The organism is Crocosphaera watsonii WH 8501 (assembly GCF_000167195.1).
Taxonomy (GTDB): domain Bacteria; phylum Cyanobacteriota; class Cyanobacteriia; order Cyanobacteriales; family Microcystaceae; genus Crocosphaera; species Crocosphaera watsonii.
This window is the reverse complement of record NZ_AADV02000047.1, coordinates 1-22,997: the sequence shown is the minus strand read 5'-3', so window position 1 is coordinate 22,997 and position 22,997 is coordinate 1. Positions and strand designations below refer to the sequence as shown.

The 22,997-nt window shown below is 36.6% G+C and carries 21 protein-coding genes and 6 pseudogenes; 12 read left to right on the top strand and 15 right to left on the bottom strand.

From position 1 onward, the window contains the following. Positions 1-296 precede the first annotated feature (296 nt). Positions 297-1,736, bottom strand: a pseudogene (locus tag CWATDRAFT_RS34060) (NF041680 family putative transposase). Between the two features lie 79 nt (positions 1,737-1,815). Here CWATDRAFT_RS34060 and CWATDRAFT_RS18185 point away from each other — a divergent pair. Then, positions 1,816-2,211, top strand: coding sequence for a hypothetical protein (locus tag CWATDRAFT_RS18185; RefSeq protein ID WP_007303072.1), 396 nt, complete (start codon positions 1,816-1,818; stop codon positions 2,209-2,211). A gap of 133 nt (positions 2,212-2,344) precedes the next feature. On the opposite strand, the pseudogene CWATDRAFT_RS18180 reads toward CWATDRAFT_RS18185, so the two are convergent. The 3 genes and pseudogenes from CWATDRAFT_RS18180 to CWATDRAFT_RS18170 form a co-directional block, all read right to left on the bottom strand. After that, positions 2,345-2,698, bottom strand: a pseudogene (locus CWATDRAFT_RS18180) (response regulator transcription factor); the annotation flags it as partial. Positions 2,699-2,809: 111 nt separating this feature from the next. Next, on the bottom strand, positions 2,810-3,310 hold the full coding sequence (locus CWATDRAFT_RS18175; protein ID WP_007311175.1) for a (2Fe-2S) ferredoxin domain-containing protein: 501 nt from the start codon (positions 3,308-3,310) through the stop codon (positions 2,810-2,812). 220 nt (positions 3,311-3,530) lie between these two features. Then, entirely contained in the window at positions 3,531-3,785 is a 255-nt protein-coding gene (locus CWATDRAFT_RS18170) for a hypothetical protein (protein WP_007306397.1), read from the bottom strand. Positions 3,786-3,968: 183 nt separating this feature from the next. Between CWATDRAFT_RS18170 and CWATDRAFT_RS18165 the strand changes: the two genes are divergently transcribed. The 6 genes and pseudogenes from CWATDRAFT_RS18165 (at position 3,969) to CWATDRAFT_RS18135 (ending at position 11,067) form a co-directional block, all read left to right on the top strand. Next, positions 3,969-4,298 (top strand): hypothetical protein, encoded by a 330-nt coding sequence (locus CWATDRAFT_RS18165; RefSeq protein WP_232287136.1) that lies wholly within the window; start codon positions 3,969-3,971, stop codon positions 4,296-4,298. 312 nt (positions 4,299-4,610) lie between these two features. Next, positions 4,611-5,828 (top strand): RNA-guided endonuclease InsQ/TnpB family protein, encoded by a 1,218-nt coding sequence (locus tag CWATDRAFT_RS18160; protein ID WP_007306403.1) that lies wholly within the window; start codon positions 4,611-4,613, stop codon positions 5,826-5,828. A gap of 117 nt (positions 5,829-5,945) precedes the next feature. Then, positions 5,946-6,251 (top strand): annotated as a pseudogene (locus tag CWATDRAFT_RS18155) (Uma2 family endonuclease); the annotation flags it as partial. Positions 6,252-6,319: 68 nt separating this feature from the next. Then, a pseudogene (locus CWATDRAFT_RS18150) lies at positions 6,320-7,602 on the top strand (IS66 family transposase). A gap of 607 nt (positions 7,603-8,209) precedes the next feature. Continuing rightward, positions 8,210-9,571, top strand: a complete 1,362-nt coding sequence (locus CWATDRAFT_RS18140; RefSeq protein WP_007306408.1) for a hypothetical protein — start codon at positions 8,210-8,212, stop codon at positions 9,569-9,571. A 53-nt stretch (positions 9,572-9,624) separates the two neighbouring features. Continuing rightward, positions 9,625-11,067 carry a phosphoglucomutase/phosphomannomutase family protein gene (locus tag CWATDRAFT_RS18135; protein WP_007306409.1) on the top strand — a complete coding sequence of 481 codons (1,443 nt, stop codon included), beginning with the start codon at positions 9,625-9,627 and terminating at the stop codon, positions 11,065-11,067. 55 nt (positions 11,068-11,122) lie between these two features. Here CWATDRAFT_RS18135 and CWATDRAFT_RS18130 read toward each other — a convergent pair whose 3' ends face one another. After that, entirely contained in the window at positions 11,123-11,482 is a 360-nt protein-coding gene (locus CWATDRAFT_RS18130) for a 2Fe-2S iron-sulfur cluster-binding protein (RefSeq protein WP_007306396.1), read from the bottom strand. Positions 11,483-11,568: 86 nt separating this feature from the next. Beyond that, complete coding sequence (locus CWATDRAFT_RS18125) at positions 11,569-12,234, bottom strand: SDR family oxidoreductase (protein ID WP_007306395.1); 666 nt, start codon at positions 12,232-12,234, stop codon at positions 11,569-11,571. A gap of 223 nt (positions 12,235-12,457) precedes the next feature. Between CWATDRAFT_RS18125 and CWATDRAFT_RS18120 the strand changes: the two genes are divergently transcribed. From CWATDRAFT_RS18120 to CWATDRAFT_RS18115, 3 genes are all read left to right on the top strand, one after another. After that, positions 12,458-12,670, top strand: a complete 213-nt coding sequence (locus tag CWATDRAFT_RS18120) for an RNA-binding S4 domain-containing protein (RefSeq protein ID WP_007306410.1) — start codon at positions 12,458-12,460, stop codon at positions 12,668-12,670. A gap of 112 nt (positions 12,671-12,782) precedes the next feature. Further along, positions 12,783-13,334: a hypothetical protein gene (locus CWATDRAFT_RS36010; RefSeq protein ID WP_007306411.1), complete on the top strand. Its 552-nt coding sequence runs from the start codon at positions 12,783-12,785 to the stop codon at positions 13,332-13,334. A gap of 284 nt (positions 13,335-13,618) precedes the next feature. Next, the gene (locus CWATDRAFT_RS18115; RefSeq protein ID WP_198139000.1) at positions 13,619-15,331 is read left to right on the top strand and encodes a CPBP family glutamic-type intramembrane protease; all 1,713 of its coding nucleotides are present in this window, start codon (positions 13,619-13,621) and stop codon (positions 15,329-15,331) included. A 282-nt stretch (positions 15,332-15,613) separates the two neighbouring features. Here the strand turns inward: CWATDRAFT_RS18115 and CWATDRAFT_RS18110 are convergent, their stop codons facing one another. The 8 genes and pseudogenes from CWATDRAFT_RS18110 to CWATDRAFT_RS18080 form a co-directional block, all read right to left on the bottom strand. After that, entirely contained in the window at positions 15,614-16,654 is a 1,041-nt protein-coding gene (locus tag CWATDRAFT_RS18110; RefSeq protein WP_007306394.1) for a hemolysin family protein, read from the bottom strand. 13 nt (positions 16,655-16,667) lie between these two features. Next, a complete protein-coding gene (locus tag CWATDRAFT_RS18105; RefSeq protein ID WP_007306393.1) occupies positions 16,668-17,774 on the bottom strand; it encodes an NAD(P)/FAD-dependent oxidoreductase in 1,107 nt (368 codons plus the stop codon). A gap of 46 nt (positions 17,775-17,820) precedes the next feature. After that, positions 17,821-18,153 (bottom strand): serine protease family protein, encoded by a 333-nt coding sequence (locus CWATDRAFT_RS18100; protein WP_007306392.1) that lies wholly within the window; start codon positions 18,151-18,153, stop codon positions 17,821-17,823. A 16-nt stretch (positions 18,154-18,169) separates the two neighbouring features. Then, positions 18,170-18,379, bottom strand: a pseudogene (locus CWATDRAFT_RS34055) (IS701 family transposase); the annotation flags it as partial. Beyond that, a pseudogene (locus CWATDRAFT_RS18095) lies at positions 18,375-18,755 on the bottom strand (helix-turn-helix domain-containing protein); the annotation flags it as partial. The pseudogenes CWATDRAFT_RS18095 and CWATDRAFT_RS34055, both read right to left, overlap by 5 nt. A gap of 42 nt (positions 18,756-18,797) precedes the next feature. Continuing rightward, entirely contained in the window at positions 18,798-19,736 is a 939-nt protein-coding gene (locus tag CWATDRAFT_RS18090) for a serine/threonine-protein kinase (RefSeq protein ID WP_007306390.1), read from the bottom strand. 107 nt (positions 19,737-19,843) lie between these two features. Further along, entirely contained in the window at positions 19,844-20,287 is a 444-nt protein-coding gene (gene psbQ / locus CWATDRAFT_RS18085; RefSeq protein ID WP_007306389.1) for a photosystem II protein PsbQ, read from the bottom strand. 69 nt (positions 20,288-20,356) lie between these two features. Beyond that, positions 20,357-21,316, bottom strand: coding sequence for a LysR family transcriptional regulator (locus tag CWATDRAFT_RS18080; protein ID WP_007306388.1), 960 nt, complete (start codon positions 21,314-21,316; stop codon positions 20,357-20,359). Between the two features lie 114 nt (positions 21,317-21,430). Here CWATDRAFT_RS18080 and crcB point away from each other — a divergent pair, with 114 nt between their 5' ends. After that, a complete protein-coding gene (gene crcB, locus CWATDRAFT_RS18075) occupies positions 21,431-21,808 on the top strand; it encodes a fluoride efflux transporter CrcB (RefSeq protein WP_007306413.1) in 378 nt (125 codons plus the stop codon). A 98-nt stretch (positions 21,809-21,906) separates the two neighbouring features. After that, positions 21,907-22,308, top strand: a complete 402-nt coding sequence (locus tag CWATDRAFT_RS18070; protein WP_007306414.1) for a hypothetical protein — start codon at positions 21,907-21,909, stop codon at positions 22,306-22,308. Positions 22,309-22,499: 191 nt separating this feature from the next. Here CWATDRAFT_RS18070 and CWATDRAFT_RS18065 read toward each other — a convergent pair. Beyond that, a partial coding sequence (locus tag CWATDRAFT_RS18065) for a SpoIID/LytB domain-containing protein (protein WP_007306387.1) occupies positions 22,500-22,997 on the bottom strand: 498 nt, incomplete at its 5' end.

The following is a 22,997-nucleotide window of genomic DNA, read 5'->3' as shown; positions in this document are numbered from 1 at the left end:
GGTGAGATCAGAATCGAGCCGGNTACCACTTAATCCAAAAGTCTAGTACCAAGAAAATACTCTAACCCATTTTGTCGCCCACTTTGCCTGGGAACGATAAGCTAACTCAATAGCAACAACAATAAATAAGGGGATCACTAAATAGTGAAGTAAATAACGAACTTGTGATTGGACTTTGGACAAAAAAAGTTTGTTGGCGTATATTTTACGCTAAACTAAAATCCCAAAATATCGGCTCTGTATCAGTCAATAAAATTGGCTGACAAATAGGGCTAATCTATAGATTCTGAGGAAAACTAAGGAGCTTTTAAGTTTTTAGTTGATTTTTTGCTCCCTTTCTTGATAACATCATGACGAGTTCGTGGGGCTTTTTTGTAACCTTTAATACGTCCGGAAGAAAAACCTCGACGTTTGGGAAATTTGGCGAAAGTCCCCAAGGTCGTAATTATTCTTGAAAAGTCTCTTTGAACTAGACTAGGGGTGATTTTGATGGATTTATTAGTCTTCAAATACTGTTCCCAATCACGGGGTAAAACCACAGCTAATTTTCTGGCAGCCCACAAATTTACATAAGAAAGAAGTGTTAGTTTAAACCAATTTTCTTCATGATGTACATCGGGAGTTAAATAAGATGTCATCAATAATCTTTGTTCACCAAATCGAAAAAGATGTTCCATGTCATAACGTTGTCGATAACACTGATAACAATCAACTAAACTTAACTCATCGCGCCGAGAACCAATAACAATAAGCCACATAGGTTTCCAAATACTATTTCTTTCTTGATCTCTGACAACAATCTGGAGTAAAGTAAAGGGGTGATTGTTCATTTTATAGTTTTTAGTTCCTCTCATTAACATCTGTTTCCATCCCGAAATAGTCACTGTTAATTGACGACCTTTTTTCGTTGTAAAGGGAACATGATGAACTTCATCAGGTTCAGTCCAAGTTTGGTCATCTTTAAGGTCAAATTTATCCCCATACCAACGGGGATGTCCCGAAGTTTTGGCTTGATTTGGGTCCCGAATAAATTGACGATAAAAAACTCAGTCACTTCTAACTCTTGTAATAGTAACTACGTCTTCATGCTTAACTTGTTCCCCAATAAAATCCTTTTGGCTGTAGTCACTATCAGCCACTAAGACAGATAATTTATCAGAAAATAAAGAACTTTGCCAGATTTTTTTTAGTTGTTGATTGCCTTGATTTACTCCTTTATGTTTAGAGGGGACTAGCTCTCCTGATAAGGGGACAGCCCAAGGGACTTTTTCTGTGTCTATTTGGTCAGGTAAAGCGCAGACAACGGAATAACAATGTCCAATATTAATGGGTTTATTTCCCTTAATTGGATTGGGGTAATGAATAAAGGTTTTATCCGCTAACGTTTCGGCAAACCGTCGTGGACAGGGAGTTCTGTCAATACCAAATAAGTTATAATGTTTTGAAGTGGGAGGAATTGTTCTCGATACCGCTGAAAATAAAGTCTCAATTCTCTGTTCATAATTAGGGTCAGTTTGAGTGGGTAAAAACTCTTGAATTCCTCTATATAAACTGTTATAATCTCTTCTAAATAAAGGATTGAGAGACAATTCAACGACTGAGTGAGCTTGTTGGTTACTGGAGAGGGCATCGAGTAATTCTATAATAGTTTCTTTTCTAGCTTTTAGTCCTTGGAAGAGGTTAGACCTCCACACCAGGAATTCCTCGACAGACGTAGCCGTTTCATTTTTGGTCATTTTTAAAATTTATTACCTTATAAATTAGCGGAATATATACGCTAACATCAAAAGAGGTTGTTTGTTACAGTTAAGGCTAATGTCATCACATTCCGAACTTAAGACCAGTCAAGATGTCCACCTGAGAGCCAAACAAATTAAGAGTCTAATTCGCTCTCTTAAACAGAAAATAAAGAAAATTGAACGGGAAGGGGAAGTAGCACCAGCTAATTGTCATATTATTCGTTATCAGGTTAATGGAAAGGGAACAATCTACTGGTATTATAAACTACAGGCTGCTGAATCAATTTTTCCTATGGCCACTAATAATGAGAAAAAAACCAAATATAAATATTTAGGACGAGCCGGAAGTTCTGCTCATATTGATGCTGTAGAAAAACTCACTAGAAGAAATCTCATTGATGAATTAGAACGAGTCATTCAATCTCTAACTGAAAGCTACTTAGATATCTATATTGGAACCGAAACTGAATGAAGCTATTTAATATTTAAAATCCCCTAAAAAGATGGAAAGAGAGTTTTTAAAATCACCTTAATTCTCTATTTTAGCTCTGGAGATATGTTTAGTGTAAAATTTACGCTAACAATTGTTTTTTATCCAAAGTCCAATCAAAAGGCTTGACCATATAAACGTCAGCCCCGATGTGCAGTCCTTTTACTCTATCTTGGCTTTGTCCCTTGGCAGAAAGAAACATCACTGGAATCCAACTGGTACGGGGGTCTTGACGTACTTGCTCAATCAAAGCATAACCATCCATTTCTGGCATCATGACATCGCAGATGATCATATCAGAAATCTGTTCACCCAAGACTTTGAGTGCTTCTTTTCCATTGTCTGCTGTGGTTACCTCATATCCCTGCAATTCTAGATAATCTTTTACTAGCAAAACTAAATTGGGATCATCATCGACTAATAATAAGTGCTTATTGTCTTTTTGAGATTTATCTTTTAAGGGTGCCATCTTTTTTTTTGGAGTAAATTTTGATAAGGATTCTGTTTAGAAGCATTTGTGGAGATCTAGACCGCTTTAATTTAATCTTAACCTATTTTGACCTTTTTAAAGGATATTTTATTATCTTTTTTGGTCTATTATCTCACTGTTAAGTTCAGTGGTTGGGTGAGATTTCTGAGAGGGTTCCGGTAAAGCATGAGTACAAAAGGCATAGTCTTCCACAACTTGATCCCCAATTAGATGTTCTTGAATAATACGTTCAATAACGTCGGGAGTTGCTTGGCGATACCAAACTCCATCAGGATAAACTATAAGAATTGGTCCTTCGATACAAACCCGTAAACAATTGGCCTTTGTGCGAAAAATGCAAGCCGGGTTAGCTTCTGTCACTCGATCGAGTCTTAGTTCTTTGAGACGACGTTTAAGATAGTCCCAAGCTTCTAGACTGGTTGCTTTGGAGCAACATTTGGGCTTAGTTTGATCAGCACAAAGGAACAAATGTCTTTGGATTTGATTAAGTCCCAAGCTTTGAGTCGTTTTTGATAAACTATCTGGGTATTTTAATATGGTTTGAATATGGGATGCCGTTTCTTCTGAAGTATTTATAATTGGTTTACTCATAGACATTTATTCCAGAAGGATTCACTTTTTATTTTAGTCTATAACGAGGTTTCTCGGAAGTACAATCGGACAATTCTTGAGAAAATTTATTTTAGTTAAATTAATCTAAGTAATTTTATTGACTCTTCTTTTTTCTCAAGGCAAACCTCTCAGTATTATCCCTATATATTGGCAAACATACTGGGTATTAATACAGTAGAAAGGGATTCAGAGAGTTAAGTTACCATTTTAAAACAGCAGCCTCTTCACCTTTTTCTCTTCGTATTTTTCCATCTTTTTCAAACCAATCAATAATTTGTTGATGGGTTAAATCTTCTAGAGAAACATCTATATCTTGAGCAATAATGGTTAATAATCTTAAGGAAGAAATGGTTAAACGAGTTAAAAATTTTTCTGGGGCAGTTAATAAAGCTTTATCGACATCGGCTGATTCTTCAGGAGCTAAAAATTGAGCAGGAGAGCCAGGTTGATTCATCTTTCTAGAAGTAATTATTTGAAGCTAATTTTACCATAGTCTGGGGTTGTATCTTTTTTTAATCCAAGCAGTATCCCTTATCTGTTCAGAACTTAGTTGAACCAATCAATATAAAATAGACTATCATGTAATTGGTCAGTTATATCTGGTGTGTAGAGAGAATCTATGATGTTAAACAAATTTATGACTAAAAAATTAGTGGTGTTATTAACCCTCTTAAGCACTAGCTTGGGCTTAACACCTTTAACTGTAGCTCAGTCCATTGATCAAGTGGATAAAGATCCTTATCAAAGCAATGAGAAGGATCCCAATGGAGACATCGGGAATTTTATGAATCCTCTAGACTTAATGCACCGAGCTAATTTGGAGAGAAGTCGTAATGGTGGTGAATTCGCCGAAGATACAAGGGATAGTCTCTCTGAGGCGGCTAAGTCTTTTCGAGAAGCACAAAGACAACTTTTAGAAGCACAGGATTCTGATAATTCTTTTGAGGCTGTGAATAGTTCACCATAATAGTAGTCTTAACTACAATATGTAGTGCTATAGGGGTCAACGCTTCGACTATGCTCAGCGTTAATCCCTACTTTCGGAAATTGGTATCATAAACATTCAACAGAAATATAGTCATATATAGTCAAATAAGGATAAATATGTCAAGTTATTTTGTACTTAACTAGAGCCTCCTTGACAAAAATTAATGACTCTGTAAGTCCCTTTAATGGTACAATGAAACCAACTCGGAAATCCAGGGGAATCCCTCTTTCTCCTAAATTCATCCATCACTTGTGTGCTTGGTGATTAAACAACATTTTTACTCCTTAACTTATGAGATTAGTTGAGAGACATATTATTAAAAAAAATCATCGGTTTTATGCTGAAATTGACCGACTATGTTTCTTATCAAAAAATCTCTACAACTATGCTAATTATTTAGTTCGTCAGTCTTTCATATTTGAAAACACTTATCGTAACTATCATGATATTCAGAAAACCTTGCAATCTCAATTAGACTATCAAGCAATGCCGGCTAAAGTTTCTCAACAAGTTTTAATGATACTTGACAGAAACTGGATAAGTTTTAAAGAGTCTAATTTAGCTTACAAAGAAACACCATCAAAATTTAAAGCCCGTCCTCGTCTCCCTGGATATAAACATAAGGTCAAGGGCAGAAATGTGGTGGTTTATACAGCGCAAGCTATCAACAAAAAACAGCTTAAACAAGGTATCATTAATCCCAGCCAGACTGCAATTTACCTGAAAACCAAGGTAGATACTTCAAAAATCAAACAATTTCGTCTTGTTCCCAGACTTAACCATTATGTCATTGAGGTCATTTATGAAGCAGATAAACAACAATACCAGTTAGAAGAAAATAATTATGCTAGTATTGATATTGGTTTAAACAATTTAGCTACATTAACTTTCAATCAAGCCGGAATAAAACCGCTCTTGATAAATGGCAAACCGTTAAAATCTATCAATCAATACTATAACAAAGTTAAAAGCGACTTACAATCTCTTTTAGGAGAAAATCAATCAAGCCATAAACTAAAAAAACTTTGTAATAAAAGAGAATTCAAGATTAATGATTATCTCCACAAAGCATCTCGTTTGATTATTGATACTCTGAGCAATCAGAAAATAGGAACTCTGATTATTGGCCACAATCCTGACTGGAAACAGAAGATTAACTTAGGGAAAAGAAATAACCAAAATTTTGTATCTATTCCCTATAATAAGCTCATAGGAATGTTATCTTATAAAGCAGATATGGTGGGTATTAAGGTAATTATTACTGAAGAATCTTATACATCAAAAGCTTCGTTTCTGGATAATGACCCGCTTCCTATTTATCAGAAAGGTCAAAAAAATAAAGTAACTTTTTCTGGGAAAAAAGTAAATAGAGGTTTGTATCGCACTGGCAAAAGAAAATTAATCAATGCCGATGTTAACGGGTCGTTGAACATCATGAGAAAAGCAGTACCAAATGCTTTTAGCTATGGGATAGAGGAGCCAGTGCGTTGGGCGGGTTCCCCGACTTGAAGCAACTGGCGTGGTGTTGTAGTTCACCCAGTCAGGGTAATACCGGCAAAATAAGGATATGTCATATTTGACTATATTTTTATGAACTATAAGTTAAAGAAGAATTTCTATAAGATGATGGTTACTGAGCTAAAAAACGAAATCGAATCAGAAATTATTTATCCAGACAGCGACGGTAAACCAATGGCCGATAATACCCTTCAGTTTCGTTGGATTACCATGATAAAAGCTAATTTAGATTGGTTATTTAGCCAAGATGATAATGTCTTTGTTGCTGGTGATTTACTTTGGTAGCCCTTAGAAGGTGACAATAAAAAAAGACTAGCACCGGATGTTATGGTGGTGTTTTGTCGTCCCAAAGAAGAAAGAGGTTCCTATCAACAATGGAAAGAAGATAATATTGCCCCTCAAGTAGTGTTTGAGTAATTGCTCACCGCAATAAAGAATCTGTCTTGACAACATAAAGGTAAAATCGGGGATTTTTATGTATAGTGGGGGTTATGACCACAAATGCTACCATTGATTCAAAGCTAGTTAGAGCTATCGCCGATGAACAGTTGGCGAACAATGTCTTCATGATTGAGTGGCTAGTCAAGGCACAACAACAGTTATCTCTTCAACAAAGACTGATTGACCAGCAACAACAACAAATCTCTACACAACAGCAAGAAATTGAAAAATTGAAAGAAGAGAGAGATAAGCTAAAAAACCGTAACTCAAAAAACAGTTCAGTCCCCCCATCATCAGACCAACTAAAAAAGCCTTCTGACAAAAAGAAACGCAAAAAAGGATTTAAACGCGGACCAAAATATGACCACCCAGGGAAGACCCGTAATGGTTTTGGTCAGCCCGATAAGATAGTCCCTTTAGAACTAGAAAACTGTCCTGTTTGTGGGGGTTCAGTGGAACGAGATGAAGTAGTTCCCGAAAAAGTCCAGCAAGTGGCTGAAGTAGTAGACCAACCCATAGAAATCAGGGAATATCGTCGCGGATTCTATAAATGTCCTAGTTGTGGATGGTCAGATTACAGTCCTGTTCCATTGGGAGTTAAAGAAGGATTCAGTTATGGGGCGCGATTAAGTAGCATCGTGGGCTGGCTTGGCTATGGGGGTAATCTTACATGGCGTAAACAGGAACATTTTATAGAGTATGTCTTTGGCATTCCCATTTCTCAAGGGAGCCTTGCCAAAATGCACAAATGGTTTCAAGAAAGTTTAGAACCCTTGACCCAACAGTGGTTAAAGTACATCCAGCAGCCAGGAATCCGATGTGTTGACGAAACCAGTTATTGCATCGATGGCATCAAGTATTGGGTTTGGGTAGCCACATCAAATGAGGTCTGTGTGTTGATGTTGGCTCCCACTAGAAGCTCCGCAGAAGTCGAGAAATTGTTAGGAGCAGATTTTAAGGGCATCCTCACCAGTGACTGCTATAGTGCCTACTTTAGACAAAGTGCGATGGCCAAACAGAAATGTCTTGGCCTTATGATGCACAAAGATTGATTAACCGTCTCAAACGTCATTGGGAAGAGTGGTTCACCTTTCTAACTTATCCTGAAGTCAAACCAGATAATAATGATGCTGAGAGAGCTTTACGTCCCATTGTCATTCACCGCAAAGTAAGTGGGGGGGCAAGAAGCGACTGGGGTGCAGAGTTAGTCACCCAAATGTTCAGTTTTTTAGAGACCATGAGATTACAGGGGCAAAATGCCATTGTCCAATTATGCGAATTATTTTCATTAGCTGGTCGGAGTCCCCCAGGATTAGAGATGTAAAAGGCTCCGGAGCCGATGGGGGATAGATTTTTCTTGATCGCCCTATCTCTCTGCACAAAAATACACAGAATTAGCGGATAATCTCCGCTAACAAAAAACTATCTTACTATTCTTTTTTTTCTCATATTGTTGTTTTTATTTGAGGTTTTAAAAAGACTTAATTCCGGGAATGTTAGTCATTAAAATAGCCGTAATAAATTAGCTTAAATTTTACGCTAAATCACAGGGCTTATATTTTTGTTGACTCAACTGATGTTGTTTGTAGTGCTTTTCAATAAGACTTTTTTGTTGCGGTGAGCAGTTACGAAATACCTGACAATCACACTGATATTTTCCAATAGATTCGTCCTTTTATTAAACCCATTAGTAAGTAGGTACAGATAAAAGTTCATAGCAAAGATTTAGCACTGATAGTTCACGTTATAGTCTCTGTGTTAAGTTTAGCTAAAATTAATTTAATTGGTTATTTACCAATGTTATAATGGGGCAAATGGGTCAAATACATTCGAGCAAATTCCCCTATTATTAATTCAGAATTGAAAAATACTCTAACCTCTTTTAGAGGAATTTCAGGGAGTGGCCATTGTTTATATGAGGTCTGATAAAAATGTCCCCATCACCCCCAAATACTCCGAATTCTCCAGATGATCCAGAAGTAACCGATGAAGATAGTCGATCTTTACTATCTTTAATCACCAATATAGTAGGTTCAATGGGAAATGCACTGTGGTCAAATATTCCCTTTTGCAACCCAAAGGCGACTGTTTCTGAATTTGTCATTTTGCTTGTTTTCGGGTTAATTGGTTATGGTATTTGGCATCAGTATGGCCCACAGGTTCCTTCTTTATCCCCTCAAGCTACGAAAGTTCAACAATTAATTACAGAACAAATTTCCGATATGGGAGGAGAAGTGCCTGAGCAGCCACCAACACTTACCGCAGAACAAATTGAAACCCTAAAAATAAAGGTAGAAGAATGGCAATCAGATTCAGAGAGATTTTTAGGAAAAATTGCAACAGTACAAACCCAAGAATTTAACCTTGTTTTACAAGACATAAGCAATGCTTTAAATAAATTATTAAACTTAGAAAATCAAGAAGAACAACAGAATATTGTAGTCGATATTGAAAAGGATTTGAACATTCTTAAAACTATACTTGAAGAACGTAAGACATTTTGGTCAGATAATAAGAAGTGGGTTGAAGTTATTTTTTGGACTATCTTTGGCACCCTTCTGTACTTAATTCAGCAAACGGCTGAATATAAATTAAGAGTGAATGGGGATGATCGAAAGCAAGAAGATACAGGACGAGCGGACAATTATCTGAAACGTTATAAGGCACAATACTATTCATATATTTTACTAAGTCCTTTTCTTTCTTTAATCATCTTATTTGTGTTAACTGGTGCTAATTTTAACATTGCTGGATTTTCTCTAGCATTATCACAGGTTAATGAAAAAGTGTTAGTATCCTTAGCATTTATCTTGGGTTATTTTAATAAACTTTCTATTACTCAACTCAATTTAATTGTTGCTTCTATTTTTAAAGATGCTTGGATTCGAACCTTCAGAAATATTGATGTTGATCCATCTAACCAAATAGTTGAATATGGAGGTTATTATAACTTCAATGTTATTCCAGATGTTAAAGTCAAATGGAGTATCCTTTCTGAACCAAAATTTGGGACGATTGACATAGCAACAGGTATGTTTATTGCTCCCCCTCAACCAGGGTATTATTGCGTAACAAATGGGGAAGGCCAACTAGAATGGAAAAAATTGACAGAAAAAGAAGGCGAAAATAATGACAATCATCGACAGGTTATCATTCGCGCAGTCAGAGAAGATGAGGATTCAGTTAGTACCATCGCATTAATTACTTTGACAGAAAAAGTAAAGGAAAATATGGAATTAGTTAATTTGACAGAGAATGTGAAAGAAAATCACGATAAAGCAATTGGCACTTGAGTCAAGGGTCATTAAATTTCATAATTATAGTGTGAAAAATTCTAAAGATTCCTATGGCTTTTACTCAAAATCCGATCAAATTTGGAACCGATGGCTGGCGTGGGGTAATAGCAGCCGATTTTACCTTTGAAAGAGTGGCACTGCTGGCTCCTTTGTGCGCCAAGATTTTAGAAGAAAATTACGGTACTTCTGACAGGGGCCGCAAGATTATTGTGGGTTATGATCGCCGTTTCTTAGCAGAAGAGTTTGCTGAGGTGACGGCCAACGCCATCATCGAGGCCGGCTATGATGTTATCCTATCCCAGTCTTATGCCCCTACCCCAGCCTTTAGTTGGGCAGCCAAAGCCCAAAACGCATTAGGTGCGATCGTTTTAACCGCCAGTCATAACCCAGGCAAGTATCTGGGGTTAAAGGTTAAAGGGGCTTTCGGGGGATCGGTTGCCCCAGCCATCACCCAACAAATAGAAGCATTGATTCCTAACCCTCCTCAATTTTCCGCTTCTCCTGGCAGTTTGAGCCATTTTGACCCCTGGGAAAGCTACTGTCAAGGCTTACGCCAAAAAGTAGATATCAAGGCTATTCAAGAAGCAATAACCGCAGAGAAATTAAGGGTGTTTGCCGATGTCATGCACGGGGCTGCGGCTAGTGGCTTAGAAAGATTGCTAGGCTGCCCCATCGAAGAGATTAACAGCGATCGCGATCCCTTGTGTGAAGGAGGTGCGCCGGAACCCTTACCTCGTTATCTTAGTAAGTTATTTCTTACCATAAAAACGGCTATAAGTCAAGGTGACAATAGTTTGAAAGTGGGGTTAGTTTTTGATGGAGATAGCGATCGCATTGCTGCGGTGGATGGACAGGGAAACTTCCTCAGTTCTCAAATTCTAATTCCTATCTTAATCGATCATTTAGCTAAGAGAAAAGGGTTCACCGGTGAGATTATTAAAACGGTGAGTGGTTCCGATTTAATTCCTCGTCTGGCTGATGTCTATAATTTATCGGTTTATGAAACTCCTGTTGGGTATAAGTATATCGCTGATCGGATGTTAGATTCCGAGACTTTAATTGGTGGCGAAGAATCAGGAGGAATCGGTTATGGTACCCATATTCCTGAACGGGATGCCCTTTTATCTGCATTATACGTTTTAGAAGCGGTTGTAGAAAGTGGTCAAGATTTAGGTCAATACTATGGTCAACTGCAAGAAAAAACCGACTTTTATAATGCTTACGATCGCATAGATTTACCCTTAGCTAATATGGAAGTTTGGGGTAAATTATTACAACGTTTGCAAACAGAACCATTAACAGAAGTTGCTGGTCAAAAGGTAGAAAGTTGTGATACAAAGGACGGTTATAAACATCGTTTAACCGATGGAAGTTGGTTGCTCATTCGCTTTAGTGGAACCGAACCTGTTTTAAGATTGTATTGCGAATCTTTGACCATGAAACAGGTACATCAAACCTTAAACTGGGCAAAAAATTGGGCTAATTCTGTGTAATGTTTCTTCTCTTTAACTATTAGGGATAATTAATAAATTATCCCTGTAATTCTATTTAAACACCGTCTTTAAAGATGGTGTTTTTAGCATTCCAAACTACCTTATCACCCTGTCCCCAAAAACCATCATATTTAGTTAATTTTAAGTCTCCATACACTTTAGTTTGACAAGCTAAACGGCGATTTTTTTCTGGAGAATGGGGAGGAAAAGAGCGTCTTGCTTTATCTTTCCAGTTAGCTTCAGAAACTAAACCCTCTATTTCTAAAGAACAAGTTCCGCAGCTTCCAATACCCCGACAATTGATTATTTTTGAGTTACCGTTATGAAGATCAATCTTATGATTAATAAGAACACGGCGTAAATTTTCCCCTTGATCACAAGTGATAGTTTTTCCTTGAGCAGCAATCTTAAACATAGAGTAATTAATTATCAGCTTTTTTACAAATTATACATTATCTTGGTGAATATAAATATGGTGCATGGTTTGAGGAATTAAACTTCTTACCAAGGAAGAAATTCACCATTAGAATGCCAAAAAGTACCAGTATTTTCTAGATTTAATTGGTCAATACGAACAATTAAACTTTTCACTGATTGTTCTGGAGTAATACCACTAGGAGTAAAATTAGTCATTCTAGTTTTAACCAACCCTGGATGTAAAATACCTACTGCAATATTTTTGGGTTTTAAGTCAATAGATAAAGACTTTCCTGCCATAGATAGAGCGACTTTTGACATTCGATAACCATAGGAACCTCCAGAGGTATTATCTTCGATTGAACCCATACGACTGGTCATAATAATGATTTTAGAACCTGCTTTTAAATTGGGCAGCAAAGCATGAGTTAATTTCAAAGGAGCGATAGAATTCACTTCAAATTGTCGACGAATACTATTAATATCTAAATTTTCTAGAGAAAATCTTTCTACAATAGCAGCATTGTTAATTAAAACATCAATTTTTTGGTAATCCAGTTTTTTTACTAATCTCTTCAAATCTGCATCTGAAGTGAGTTCAATTCCGCTTTCTATGGATACCCCCAATGCTTTTAATTTCTCGGAAGTTTCTCTACAAACAGCAATAACATCATCTCCTCTTTGTTTAAGTTGACTGCAATATTCTAAACCTATTCCTCGGTTAGCTCCTGTAATTAAATAAGTACCCATTTCATTTACTTTAATTCGACATATAGCAATCAGTAATGGTTTATGAGATTTTCGAGATCCCCCCTTTAGTTCCCCCCTTAAGACCCCGTCGTTAACGACGGGGTTTAGGGGTTAGGGGGGATTAGTTTCCACATTAATTCTCACAACTGATAAGTGATTGCTATAGTTTAAGGTTATCATGGAAAGCTATAGCGGTTGTAACTTGCAAAAATAACATTCTAATATGACTAACAAGCAAAAAAATTCTTCAGATATGATTAGACTGGGACAGTTTATGAAATGGCAAAATTTAGTGCAGAGTGGTGGTGAGGCAAAAATAAGAATTCAAGGGGGAGAAGTGATGGTTAATGGTTGTGTGGAGACACGAAGGGGACGACAACTAATTAGTGGAGATAGAGTGACTTTCAATGGTAAGCATTACGAAGTCACTTTATAACCAATGACAATCAGCAATCACCCTATTTTGTTGATAGAAGTTTCTTAATAACTTAAATATTAAATATTTCTTTGTTATACTACTCCAATAAATAGTTATATGACCGAGAAATATGTCTAAATTAGGTTCTATGTTGAATAAATTAATATTTAAAGAAAAGATTGACTTTTGGAGTAAGCGAGACTTTAAAAAATGGCTAATCATAGGACTATTCTTATTTTTATGTATAAGCATTTTTAGTCAATCTGTTTTACAAGCCCAGAATAATTCTAATTATGCTATTAGTATCCAAGCTGCCTTTAATCGCCCAGAATTTTTCACCCTTAACCAATCAATAAACCTCGACCAATATCAACCAGTGGCTGATTGGACAGGGAGATTAATCTTACCAACTCAAGAAGAAATACTTAAGAAAAAAGCACAATTGGGAGAAAAAGATTGGGTCAAAATTGAACTACATAATACTCCTTCAACCTTCCAACAATTAAGAGGAAAAATGGTAACTTTAACTTGGCAAGAGACACCCCGACTTAATTATGTAGAGAGAGTTACCACAGATATACAGTTCAACGATAGAGCCAGAAAAGCAAAGCTTATCAAAAGGGGGATATTGTCCCTTCTCGTCTCGATGGAAGGAAACAAGTTGGCCCTTTACAATCCTTAGCTGGCGCACGTCAATACGATGATGTAATAGTAAAATTAACAGGAAATGTATACCCAATTCTTAACGATGAAATATTAACAGAAAAACCACTGCTTAAAATTGAAAGAGAACCCGTACAAATAACCGGTCGCTATTATGGATTAGTACAAATAGAAGGGGAAGCTAAAGATATTACTAAAAACTCCCCAGAAGATTGTCCAGGAAAAAATCCCTGTGCAGGAGAATATTATCAAGTTCGTCACTACAATCGAGTTTCACAACTTTTTGATGGGCCGGTGGAAACAGTGAGAATTCCACAGCAACCTCGGGGTAATAATAGACGGTTTATTTCCACCCCTCGTTATCTTGAAAAGGCCGAAACTGGAAAAGAAGGGTGGTATGTTTACGGTGCTAAAGATAAGCAAGGAATTTTTACGGTACAGTCCTTAAAACCGAGAGCTTTAGTGCAACTAAAACCCGAAAGAGTTGAACTAAATCTACAGCCTGGTCAACGTTATATTGCCAGAGAAAATTGGCAAAATACTCCAGAAAGAAAAGGTACTTTTCAAAGTATTTTAATTGATACTTCTGCCCAGAATAGAGAACAAGCAATCAAGGAATGGAAAGAAGGAGACTATGGGTTAGTGATTCATACCTTTGGAGGAATTGGAGGAGATAATAGGGAAAGAATATCTGGAGGCACAGTAACTGGACATTTTTCTTATGGAGTGGCAAAAGTCGTTAAAGATTTTTTTACATCTGAGTTACAATTTGACATTATCTATTACCAAGTTTATGCCCAAAATCCACAAGGAATAATCTCTGGAAAAATTGACTGGTCAGCTTATTCAGGAGATTTACAAAGAGGATGGGTTGCTTCTCGCCCCTTTTCTGATGTAATTGTTAAGTTAGATGTTTTATCCGATTTGACAATAGCTAATCAAACCCTTTCTTTCGGTAGAAAGTTATTAGAATCTATAGAAATAATGATGGCCCGTTATCGCACAGGAGATGGCACTGGAGTTTCTTCTGTTACTCCTTCTACGTCTTGTGTTCAAGACTCTAGCCAAGCACTATATATTGCAATGCAAAAGTTAAAACAACAGGTCATTTCTTCTCCCGAATTAATCAACTGGTTAAAAGAAAATCCCTCACAAGTAGAAAATTCATTGTTTGGGCAACTCAAACAACTGGTTCAAAACTTAAATAAAATTTTAGTACCTTCTGGGGTTATTCGGGCTGACTGGCAGCAAAATGCCGAAGTTTTAGCAGGAGTGGCCGGGGGTGAACGTTTAACCACAGGTGAAACTGTTTTATCTGGATTGCGAAGTTGGCGGACTATGTTACCCCGTCGGGCCCATGATGAAGTGAGTTCTATTTTTTTACACAATAACGCCAGTTTATGGTTTTTAAGAACTAATCAAATTTTAGGCTGGGATGAGACTATTTTACCCCTAGCTCCTACTCTACTTTTTGGTCAAATTCCTTTATTTTCAACTGCATTCACCAGACTCATTTCAGCCCTAACTTACCCCCTTTCTCCTGAAGATTGGTATCTTAGTTTAGGACTTTTATTGATTTACGGGTTAATTGTTCTTTCTATTGGCTTTAAACTTGATTTTTTAACCTGGAAATTAGTTGATATTTCCCCTAAAAAATGTTTTACAATTCTACAACTTTTCTTTTTGCCAGCTTTCATTGAAGAATTGGTATTTCGGGTTCTTTTACTCCCCCATCCCTTTGAAGAAGTCAGTGGGATAGAATGGCTGTTTTGGGTAACTTTAAGTCTAAGTTTATTCATTGCTTATCATCCCCTAAACGCCTTATTATTCTATCCCCAAGGGAGAAATTTATTCAGAAAACCAATCTTCTTAGTCTTTGCTGGGTTATTAGGGATTGTTTGTGCTATCAGTTACGCAATAACCGCTTCTTTATGGCCTCCTGTATTCATTCATTGGTTGATTGTGGTGATTTGGTTATTTTTCCTGGGTGGAGAGCAAAAATTAACGATCAACTGACAATAATTAACTTTCTTGAGTTACAGTCACAGAAGATTTATGCTTTGTAGATAATATGGTTGACCACTTAGTTGTCAACAGTCGGGGAAGTAACAAACAAAACAGACTATTTAACAGTAACATTACCAATAATTGGAGATTGCTCATTTCCATAAGATAAAAGCCTCTTTTTTTGTTTATTTTTCCGCACCCTTAATTATCCCCAATATTGTTGAAAAAAGAAACAGCATTAAGGTTTAATTTTCTTGTTGGATAGATAAGTTTTTCTGAAGTTACAAAATATTAAGGTTTTATTCCTCTAGAATTCAATAAAACTTTACGTTTTTTTCTAGCAATTTCTTGTAGATCGATAATGCGATCTGTTTCATCAACTATTTCCCCTATTAATACTTCTAAAACATCCTCTAAGGTGACTACTCCCGCAACTCCACCGTATTCATCCAAAACCACCATTAAATGTTCGCGAGTATCTTGAAAAGTCTTAAGCAACTTATCTGCTTTAATGCTTTCAGGAACATAATAAACTTGACGAAGTAGCTGATTAATTTTTTGCTCTCCTTTGCCTTTAATAATAGCTGCTAGTAATTCATCTTTGAGGCAATATCCAATAACTTTATCGATAGATTCTTCAATAACTAAAATTCGACTATGTTCAGAAATAATGATTTCTTCTTGAGACTCAAGTAAGGTTGAGTCTCCTGGTAAAAAAGTAACAATCACTCTCGGAGTCATTAACTCGTTTGCGGTTAAATCATTGAGTTGAAAAACCCGTTGAATCATTTCCGCTTCATCGTCTTCGATAACCCCTTCTTTATGACCAATCATGGTTAAAAAACGGATTTCTGTTTCATTGGTGGTTGGCAAATTTCCCCGTCGGTTAAAAGGAGAAGTTATTTGTTCCATTAACCAAACTAGAGGCGTAAAAATTACCGTCAAAAATTGTACGGGGATAGCAACAGCTAAAGCTATGGGTTCAGAATAACGTTCCCCAATAGTTTTAGGAACAATCTCACCACAGACAATAATTAGAAAAGTTAAAACGCTAGAAAATAATCCTAACCAAGCATCTCCTAAAACAGTAGCAGCTAAACTCCCAATCACAATACTGCCGACGATATTAAAAATGTTATTGAGAATAACAATAGTAGCAATGGGACGATTCATTTTACTCCGAATTGACTGTAAAACTATTGCTGTTCTTTTTTTAGACTGTGCTAACTGTTTAACTCGAACCGGTGAAACTGAAAATAAAGCAGTCTCTGCACAAGCACAAACCGCCGAACCTGTTAAGACAATTAAAACTACAAAAATAATATTTGCCATGATACTCTTAATTTTAATTATTATCTATAATTTTATCCCGAATCATCAAAGCTGTTGCAGGAGCTAATAAAATACCATTACGATAATGACCAGTAGCTAATAAAACATGAGGATAGTTAGGAACTTCTTTGATAATAGGTGCTGCTTCTCCATCGGGACGGGGACGTTTTCCCGACCAAGTATTGATAATTTCACCTTTTTCCAAATTAGGACAAAACGAAAAAGCTAGTTTTTTGACTGTTTCTAATAGTTCTGTTTGTGCTGTAACTTCTCCCATCTCATCAGGAAATTCTACTGTAGCACCAACCCAATATTCTTGCTCTTTTAAGGGTACAATATGAACATCCTCTCCTGTAATAACTGGTTGAAAATTAATATCACCTAGATCATGATTTAACTTTATTTGTAATGCTTGTCCGAGAACAGGTTTAATTTTAACCATCGGTTGCAGGTGATCAATCAAAGGAGTCGAACCCAAACCAGCACAAATGATTAACCAATCTGTTTCTAGGGTCTGGTATTGGGTTTTTATCTGGTACGATTGACCATTATCTGAATCATTTATTCCCGTTGGTGTAATATTTTCAACTTTTACTCCAAACTGACAATTTACACCGTTTTGAGAAGCAGCTAAAATAAGAGATTCCGTTAAAATAGTGGGATGTATTTGTATATCTTGAGGGGAATAAATAGCTCCAATAACACGATTATTTTGTACTTGAGGACAGTATTTTAATAGCTTTTTTTTGTCCCAAATTTCTAGGGGGTATCCGTGATCATGACGAAATTTTTGTAATTTTTCCCATCTTTCTCGGGGATCATCAGGAAACCGTAACATTAAAATTCCTTGATGGTTAACAGGGATTTTTTTACCCGTTAATTCTTCTAACTCAGGAATTAAGGTTGTATAACGTTCTAAACTAAGCTGCCGAAATTTCCAACCCCGTCCCTTGGTTTTGTGGCTAATAATAGCCATTAAAACCCCTAAAGCTGCCCCAGTTGAACCAGAAGCAGGTTGTTTTTCATCAATTAAGGTAATATCTAAACCATTAATCAGACTTAATTCGTAGGCGATCGCTGCTCCAATTACGCCGGCACCAATAATAGTAACACGAGTCATATTATCACTGATCCAAATCTAACTATAATCTAAAAAATGTACTTAACTAGGGAATAGTGTTTGACAATTGGGACTGTAAATAAATATCTATAGGAATACCCCAATTATGACTATAACTTTCATCTAATGTAGGACAATTTTCATAGTCATATTGATTATCCCGATATTCTCCAGGTTTTCCATGAATGGCGACAACTTCTCCCTGCTCGTTAAATACTGCCGTACCACTCATGCCCCGAATGGTTGGGTTAGTATACTTCAATGTATATCCTTCATCATAATCTTTTTTGGGATTATCTGATTTCTCCTGATCGCTTTTAGACATTTCATTGAAGTTAGATAACTGTTGTTCAATTTGTCCAGTGTAGAAGTTTCGCATTGACAGAAAATAAAAATTATGCTGTCAAAGAATTAGTGGGAGATAATTGTTCTAAAATAAACTCCCGTGCCACTTTTAAAGAAAGCTCTCTTTGGAGAGAATACCAAGACTCTATAGTTGCTTTAATTCTCATCAGTTCCAATTGACAAAATGCTCTTAAAGAACAGAAAATATGAGTAACAATAGCTTTTGTCGTTCTTACTTGAAACTTAGATAATCCACACATGTTCGACCGTAAAGGATTTTGTTGTTCCAGGTCTTGGGCGATCGCTAAAAATTCCTTTGATCAAGACCATTAATGCTTTCTCCGTTACCTGTTGTTCTTCGGCGGCACTCAGTTTTTCTCTCTCCTCAAACCATCGCGATCGCCACTGACGCACTTGTACTCGGTCTAATTCTAATCTTCGACTAATCGAACTATTGCTCTCTCCTGATGCTGCGGCTAAGATTAGCTTGGCTCGTCTAACAAGGCGATAGGGGTTTGTTGTCCCTCTCACTATTTGTTGGAGTACTGTTTTCTGTAGGTTGGAGAGGTTAATTGGCAATGCTTTTATCATGGACATCAACTTCGAGATTCTTCCGTTAGTTTCATTGAAACACATTGTCGTGGCTAGTCACGAAAGTTTCTGTAAAAATCTGGTGGATTACTTTCGCCAAGCTGCACTAGGCTTTAGAGGAATATTCCAGGTTGGTTTTATGGTGCTTCTAGGATAATCAGGAATGAGTGTTGGTGAATTTACAGGAATAGTTTGTGATGTAGTTGAGCTTGATAAATCCGTTAGAATATCTTGTATAGTTAGATAACGATAATGGGAGTTTTCTTCTATCATTTTATTGACAATACGAACAAGATTATAACTAACATCTAAAGCTTTGTCTTGCCACAATAACTCATTGGTATTATAATTTCTCTGTAAATCTTTTGGTTGAATTGCTGTTAAAGCAAAAACTGAGGTCATTCCTACAGAATAAATGTCTGAACTAAATTGAGTGTTCCCAGATAACTGTTCGTTGGGAGCATAACCTTCTGTTCCAATACGAGTTGGATTATGTGGTTGATTTAATTGTCTATTAGCAGTGATAAATTGCTTAACACAACCAAAGTCGATCAAGACTAATTTATCATCTTGCCGACGACGCATAATATTATCCGGTTTAATATCTCGGTGCATAACACGGTTGTTATGAACGTATTGCAATAATTCTAAAATTTCTTGTAAAAATTGCTTTATTTCTTCTTCATTTAGCTTTCCTTTTCTCTTCAATTCTGAGGACAATGTTTCACCATCGATCCACTCTTGAACTAGATAAAAATCATTATCTTCTTCAAAGGAAGCTAGTAACTGAGGAATTTGGGAATGTTTTCCCAGTCGAGCCAATACTTTTGCTTCTCTTTTAAATAATTCTTTTGCTTTAGCTAAATCTTGAGTATCATTGCTAGTATATATAAATTTCTTAATTACACATTTTTTTCCATGAAGGTAAGTGTCTTCAGCTAAATAAGTTTCTCCAAACCCACCTTGACCTATTTTACTAATAACCTGATATCTTCCACCCACAGGGTGTTCATAATACGCTGTCATGACATCCTCCTCAATAATTTTACTCACCGTCACCGTTGATCATATATTAGATCAAAAATTAAAAAAGGGGCTTAATTATGCCCCTATAGATTTTATAGTAAAATGAGTTAGCTACTGGGTAGTAAATCTAAGAAACTTTGTAAATGCTGGACTGCTTCACCATATTGGCGTTGTGCAGCTACCGAGTTACGTTCCTTAGCCGCAGCATCCAAGCGTTCAAAGTCGCTGAATAAAGCCTTAGATAAATTTCTCGCTTCCTTTTGATCTTTCGGTAACAAAGAACGAGTTAAACTACTCATTTCTTGACGAAGACCCCCTAAAGGCCCGTGAATATAGGTACGGGTATCGATCCAATTTTTATCTGCAATAAACCCTTTGAGAACGTCTAAACTTTCTTTAGCTGTCTCGATAGGTTCGGCTAGCAACTGCAACTGCTCAATTTTCTCAGGGGAATAAGTGGTGGGAACAGAGGCCTTAGGCCCCCCACAACTTACACAGAAGATGGCCGCAGCCACCAGTAATAAAGACAAAATAGACCGAATACGTGGCATAACGTTAAGTTTTGTTAATGATATTAAGGAAACTCCTCAGTTGATTTTCTCAAGAATTGAGTAAATTGGTCAAGCAGAAGCAGACTGATCAACTGTAGGATCATTCAACTCTTTCACTTGTTGACGAACCAAACGGCAAAAATGACCAATAGGGGGAATAGCTATGCGATCGCTGGTGGAAACTAAAACCACTTGACGGGTTAATCGTTGAGGTGATTTTGGGTTAGACTGATCCACAATAGGAAGCAAAGGACGTACTGATAAACTATCATCTTTCCTTGTTTCCATTAACGCGGTTTCTGGTAATAAGGCGACTATTTCTCCTTGTCTAACTACCCCTCGAAAAGCATCTAAAGTATTCAATTCCATCACTGCATTGATGTTTAAATTATGAGTTGAACACCATTCTTGTAGTAATCTTTGCATTCCATAACCATCTTTAAACACCACTTGAGGATATTTAATCAATTCTGTATGGGGAACTTCTTCATAGCTAGTTAATGGATGATCCGCAGCCATTAAAATATCAATTTTTTCTTCATATAATAAATCAACAGTCATCTCAGGACTGGTGGTTAAAAAACGATTATTCATGACTATGGCAATATCCACTAACCCATCTCTTAATACCTTCAATGTGCGATCGCTTCCTAAGGCCGTTACTCTTAACTGTACTTGAGGATAATCTAGACAAAATTTTTGTAAAATCGGGGGTAAGAAATGAGAGCAAACCGAATGAATGGCCGCCACACATAATTCTGGTTGTTTTCCTGCTTGTAAATCTTTTATTTCTTGCCCAACCGTTACCCATTCTTGACAAATTTTTTTCGCTCTTGGCAACAATTTTTCTCCCGCCACCGTCAATCTCGCCTGAGTGGAGCGATGAAACAATAAAGCCCCAAAATTAGCTTCTAGGGCTTGTATCTGTCGGCTGATTGTGGATTGGGTAACGCCACATTGAGTTGCCGCTTGTCCAAAGCTGCCTGTTTCTGCGATCATTAGGAATGCTTGTAGTTGCTCAATTCGCATCAATGAGGCCGTTAAGTTCTAATATACTTTATCATATCACGAGCTTTGTTCCTTATTTCGTAGAAATTTATACTAAAATACTCAGTTATTGATAATTTTTTCCCTATTTGTACTATGGAGTTTTTGACATGGTTGGTCATATTTTTAGGAGGAGGTTTGGGGAGTTGTTGCCGTTATGCCATTAGTAGGATAATTAATGAGCAAATAGAAACCATGTTCCCTTGGGGAACTCTAACGGTTAATTTAGTGGGTTGTTTAGTAATCGGTGTTATAGTTGGTTTAATTGAGAGGTTCCCCATTCATCCTTATTGGTTACTCTTTTTAGTGACGGGTTTTTGTGGGGGATTTACAACTTTTTCCTCTTTTTCATTAGAGAATGATTTACTGTTGAGAAACCAAGAATATACCCTGTTATTAGTTTATACAATGATGAGTTTATTCTGGGGTTTTGCTGGCACTTTTCTCGGACTAATACTTGTCAAAAGATTTTAATTAATGATTTAAAATAGTAATCAATTCTCCGTTTTTTATTCATAAAAGATGACCACTATTTTAACAATTGATGATCTTAAAATTTTCGGTTAGATTTAGTGATTTATTACCATTCAAATTTAATCATTTGCCAAGAAAATTGTACTGAAATTGAAACAGCTTATGGAAAATTGTCTAGATACTATCATAATCTTAATCATCTCATTCATCTGATTAATTTAGCCCTTCAGTATAAAAATAATATCGAAGACTTTGAAACCTTGTTAGTTTCGATATTTTATCATGATTTCGTTTATGAAATTACTGGAAAAAACAATGAGTTTAAAAGTGCTGAAATAGCAAAAAAAAGATTATTAATGCTCAATTATCGGGAGCATCCCATTTTTGTAAGTAAATCTCTCAAAGCAATAGTAGATAAGGGTTTCAGTCATCCTAAATCGGCTAATTTGCAAAATTGGGATGCTCCCAAGAAAACTGTAGGGTGTATTAGCGTAGCGTAATACACCAAAAAGCAAGTTTTCGGTGCATTACAAAACAAAAAAATTATAGTAGGGGTCAACGGCCGTTGACCCCTACTACCAAAAAAATATAGTTTTCCTAATGCACCCTACTTAATATTTTGTTGAGGAACAGTCTCTTAAATCCTAATTGTATCCTTGAAAAAATAAGAACTCCGTACTCAGGTTGGTAATTAATTCAAGGTAGTTAATTGAGCATCTTTGTAGTAATGACTCAAAATCTGATAATAAGGAATACCTTGTGTAGCTAAATAATGGCTACCCCATTGACTTAAGCCAATACCATGACCATAACCTCTGCCTTGAATGGTAAAAGTTCCCCGATTATTGGAGATAGTAAATAGGGTACTTTTGAGCTTTAAAGCCTTGCGTAACTCATCATCAGTAATATTACGAGAACCCCGACTTCCGACAATTTTCATAGTAATAATGCGTCCATGAGGAGTAATTTTTTCAGGAATGAGCGATCGCACAGCACCAACACCACCGATGAAACGACCCATTTCCCAAGCACTAAAGGTTCGGTTCCATTGAAACACAGGGGCTAATTGATCGTAATCTACCACACCTCGTAAATAGGGCAGAGGAGAACTCCACCCATCCTCAACATTTTCTGTATGACCCCCAGAAGAGGAATGGAAGGCTGATAAAATCACTTTACCCTTATAATC